Origin of the sequence: Lentzea sp. NPDC060358, from assembly GCF_042725365.1 — a bacterium.
In the GTDB taxonomy this organism is placed as follows: Bacteria; Actinomycetota; Actinomycetes; order Mycobacteriales; family Pseudonocardiaceae; genus Lentzea.
Genome location: NZ_JBHXCW010000392.1, coordinates 1 through 4,344, shown reverse-complemented (window position 1 = coordinate 4,344; position 4,344 = coordinate 1). Strand labels below are relative to the sequence as shown.

Genomic DNA, 4,344 nt, shown 5'->3' with positions numbered 1-4,344 from the left:
CACCGCGACCCCGTGCTCCCGCAACGCCTCGGCGCGGAACCCGCCGCCGCTCGCCACCGCGGACTCCCAGCCGACGTCACCGCCCGCCTTCGCCATGCCGGCCACGAGCGCCTCGGCACCACCCGCGCCCATCTCGCTGATCACGTGCAGGACGCGCATCGACTCTCCTCCAGGGCCCGCTGCCCGATCGCGACGGCGACGGCGACGAGCGACCACAGCGGCAGGTAGTACTGCTCGGACAGGAAGATCGAGGCGACCAGGACGGCGATCAGCGCGGCCTGCACGGCGACCGCCTCGCGCCGGCTGACGCGCACGGCCCGTTCCGCGGCGGCGAACCCGAGCGCGACGAGCCCGATCAGCACCGCGAACCCCGGCAGCCCCAGCTCGGCCGCGACCTCGATGAACATGTTGTGCGCCACGGGGGTCTGCTCGTCGATCTCCGCGTTGTGCGAGGCCGCCGCGTACCCCTGGCGGAACCCGCCGGGCCCGACGCCGAGCAGCGGGTCGTCGGCCAGCATCCGCGCGGCGGCCTGCCAGCGCAGCATCCGCGTGTCGGCGTTCGTGCCCGCGATGTGGCTCTTCTCCTGCAACGCCCGGGAGAGCTCGGCCTGGGCGGTCTGCGCGAACACCAGCGCCGCGAGAGCCGTGACGGCGGCGGTGACGACCACCGCCCGGACCGGGATCGCCCTGCGGACGACGAGCCAGGCGAGCGCGCAGGCCAGTGCGATGCCCCCGCCTCGGGAGAACGTCGCCGCGGCACCGGCCACCAGCACCGCGCCCAGCAGCAGCGGCACGACCCGCGCGCGGCCCCCCACCGGCAGCGCCACCAGCAGCGGCAGCGCCGCCACCAGGAAGAACGCCAGGTCGTTCGGGTCCTCCAGCGGCCCGGTCGCCCGCAGTTCGCCGCCGGCGAGGCTGACCAGCCCGCCGGCCGCCGCCACGACCGCGCCCGCGACCGCCGCGGCGAGCAGCGCCCGGACCGGCACTGCGCGCGCGGCCACGTCGGCGAGCACCACCGTGATGACGAGGAACGGCACCCAGCGGACCAGGTACTCCAGTGTGAACGGTTCGGCGACGTGCACCGCCGAGGTCGTCAGCAGCACGATCGCGAGCACCGCGAGGAGCAGGTGCAGCGGGTGCGGCGCGGGCAGCCTGCGGTCGCGGGCGAGCGAGACGACCCACACGCCGACCAGCGCGGCGGGCACGACCTTGGCCAGCCGGCCGTCCGCCTCGAGCAGGTACCCCTCCAGCGGGGCCAGCGCGACCGTGCCGCAGGCGAGGACGCGCAGCAGGACCGTCAGCCACATGCGACCGGATCCCGTTCCCGCAGCACGGACGCCGAGACGCGGGCGACGTGCTCGCCGGTGCCCACGACGTCGAAGTGGCGGCGCAGCAGGGAGAGCACCCAGCCCAGCAGCGCGACCTTCGCCGGTCCGGGCACCGCCATGCCGGGGAAGAACTCCATGCCGGGCGCCTCGGCGGTGGTGAGCACGTCGGTCGGGTGCAGCAGCAGCGACGGGGAGACGCCGCGGGCGCGGCACAGCCGCAGCGCCGTGCGGAAGTACCCGCGGGCCAGCCGCGGCGAGATCTGGTGCAGCTGCAACAGGTACGCGCCGTGGATCGGGACCCGCAGCAACGGCATCGTGGTGACCGGCAGCTCGACGAGACCGCTGGCGCGCCACCGGTACGGCTCGTTGGGGGCCTTGACCTTGCCGAACCCGCCGAAGAGGTCGGCGGCGTCGCCCGAAACGCCGGCGGTGCGGTTGTGGTAGGCGCGGGCGAGCGGCCCGATCCAGGTGGGCAGGACGCTGGCGTCGTAGCGGTAGCCGCGTCCGGCGAGCACGCGCAGCAGCTGCGGGGTGACGCTGTAGCCGGGGCCGCGGAACCCGACCGGCACCGGTGCGCCGGCGGCGGTGATCGCCCGCTCCGCCCGTACGACCTCGGTCTCCAGCTCGGCGGCGGAGTACCGGTGCAGCCAGGGCTCGTGGCCGAACGAGTGGTTGGCGACCTCGTGCCCGGCCGCGGTGATCGCCGCGACGGCTGCCGCGCCGTCGTCCCGTTCGGCGTCCGCGCCCACGACGAAGACCGTGGTCGTGAGGCCCTGCTCGCCGAAGACGTCGAGCAGGCGGGGCACCGCGGAGGCGAGGAAGCTCGGCCTGCGCTCCCACGCCGGGTCGCCGTGGGTCTTGAGGTAGGCCCAGAGGTTGTCGAGGTCCAGCGACACGCTGGCGACGGGCTTCACCGCTCGCCCCCGGCGTCCACGAGCTCCCGCGCGGGCTGCCGGGCCGAGCCGAGCGCCAGCACGCCGGAGACCACCAGCAGCACGCCCAGCCCGACCCACCACTCGCGTCCCGGCGCGATCCGGTCGCCCATCAGCGCCAGGCCCGCGACCGAGCCGATCACCACGGTCGTGGCGTCCATCGACGCGACCGCGGAGGTGGCCGAGCCGCGCTGCAGCGCGGTGGCGAGGCACGCCTGCCCGGCGAACGCGGCGAAGAGCATCACCCACGTCAGCGGGTGCAGCACGAGGTCGGGCAGGGGCTTGCCGGCGACGGTGCGGGCGGCCACGGCGACCACCGCGAAGGCGATGCCCGCCAGCACGGGCGTGGCGGCCTTCACCGTGCGCGCCAGCGGGAGCACGGCCAGCGCCACCGCGCCCAGCACCACGAGCGCGGGGACGAGCGGGAGCTCCTTCGCGGCCGACGGCGCGGCCGCGCCCGTGAGCAGCAGCAGCCCGCACGCCATCACGGCGAGCACGGCGACCTCGACGCGCCGGATCCGCCAGCCGAGCAGCAGCACGCCGATCACCGTCGCGAGGCCGACCGCGCAGGAGGACCCCGCCTGCACGAGGTAGAGCGGCAGCTCCTCCCGCGCCAGGAAGGCGAACGCGAAGCCGCCCGCCTGACCGGTGAAGCCCAGCAGGTACACCCGGTCCGCCGCGAGCCGCGCGAGCAGCCCCACCCCGGTGCCCGGGCGGTCCTCCGCCCTGCGCGCGGCGACGGTCTGCGCGACTATCCCCAGCCCGTAGAGCACGGTGGACACGGCAAGCGCCAGATGACCGGACACGCGGGACTCTCCGTTGGTTTCGGCGAAACACGCTTCGGCGCGCGCCTCAGATGAGCGCGCACACTACGACACGCCTCTGCCGCAACACTTTCGAGCGATATCCCAGGCAACGCTTTCGGGTGAACGTGGACCGCGAACGCGGAAGAACGCCGCACGCGATGAAGTAGCTTGCGGCCGTGCGGGAAACCACCACCGTGACGATCGTCTGCGGCACCAGGCCCGAACTGATCAAACTGGCGCCGCTCGTCGACCACTTCGGCAGCGCGTGCACCATGATCTACACCGGCCAGCACTACGACCGCTCGATGTACTCGCTCATCCGCCGCGACGTGCCGGAACCGGGCGGTTTCCACGAGCTGAGCCTGGGCGGCCTGCGCCGCGGCGACCAGCTGGGCCGCGCCGTCGCGGCCGTCGACGAGGTCCTGGCCGCCGACCGGCCCGCGGCCGTCGTCGTGCAGGGCGACACGACCTCCGCGCTCGCGGGAGCGCTGGCGGCCAACGCCTGCGACGTCCCGCTGGTGCACGTGGAAGCGGGACTGCGCAGCTACGACCGCGCGATGCCGGAGGAGCACAACCGCGTGGTCATCGACCACCTGGCGGACCTGTGCTGCGCGCCGACGTCGCTGAACCGCCACAACCTCCTCGCCGAGGGCGTCGCGGACAGCCGCATCGCGGTCACCGGCAACACGGTCGTCGAGGCGCTGGCGCACGCGCAGCCCGGCCGGGACGAGGAGAGCGCGGTGCTGGCGGGCTTCGGCCTGACGCGCGACCGCTACGTGCTGGCCACGGTGCACCGCCCGGAGAACGTGGACGACGCGGGCACCCTCGAGACGATCCTGCGCGAGCTGACCGCTCTGCCGCTGCCGGTCGTGCTGCCCCTGCACCCGAGGACCGCGGCGCGGGTGGACGCGTTCGGGCTTTCCGCGCTGCTGCACGGGGTGCGGGTCGTCGAGCCGCAGCCGTACAGCACCTTCCTGGCCCTGGCGCACGGGTCCGCGGTGGTCGTCTCGGACTCGGGCGGCATCCAGGAGGAGGTGAGCGTGCTCAAGCGCCCCGTCGTGGTCGTGCGCCGCAGCACCGAGCGGCCGGAGATCGAGGGCACGTTCGGCACTCTCGTCCCCCCGGGACCGCTGGTCGGCGACGCCGTCCGGCCGTGGCTGGACGACGTCGCCGCGCACCGCGTGGCACTGCGGGAGATCGCCTCGCCCTACGGCACGGGCTCGCCGTCCGCCCGGATCGCCCGTGCCGTGCGGCGGCTGGTCGACCAGCCCGTCGCGG

4 protein-coding genes are annotated in these 4,344 nt (G+C 74.8%); 1 reads left to right on the top strand and 3 read right to left on the bottom strand.

Features of this window, described 5'->3' with window-relative positions; translation table 11 throughout:
• Positions 1-140 precede the first annotated feature (140 nt).
• From ACFWGZ_RS39780 to ACFWGZ_RS39770, 3 genes are read right to left on the bottom strand one after another with little or no spacing between them, the layout of a single operon-like run.
• Positions 141-1,307: an O-antigen ligase family protein gene (locus tag ACFWGZ_RS39780; RefSeq protein ID WP_382456763.1), complete on the bottom strand. Its 1,167-nt coding sequence runs from the start codon at positions 1,305-1,307 to the stop codon at positions 141-143.
• Positions 1,298-2,242, bottom strand: coding sequence for a polysaccharide deacetylase family protein (locus tag ACFWGZ_RS39775; protein WP_382456762.1), 945 nt, complete (start codon positions 2,240-2,242; stop codon positions 1,298-1,300). Before ACFWGZ_RS39775 ends, ACFWGZ_RS39780 begins: the two co-directional genes overlap by 10 nt.
• Complete coding sequence (locus ACFWGZ_RS39770) at positions 2,239-3,066, bottom strand: hypothetical protein (protein ID WP_382456761.1); 828 nt, start codon at positions 3,064-3,066, stop codon at positions 2,239-2,241. Before ACFWGZ_RS39770 ends, ACFWGZ_RS39775 begins: the two co-directional genes overlap by 4 nt.
• Before the next feature lie 176 nt (positions 3,067-3,242).
• Between ACFWGZ_RS39770 and wecB the strand changes: the two genes are divergently transcribed.
• On the top strand, positions 3,243-4,344 hold a 1,102-nt coding region (gene wecB, locus ACFWGZ_RS39765), incomplete at its 3' end, for a non-hydrolyzing UDP-N-acetylglucosamine 2-epimerase (protein WP_382456760.1).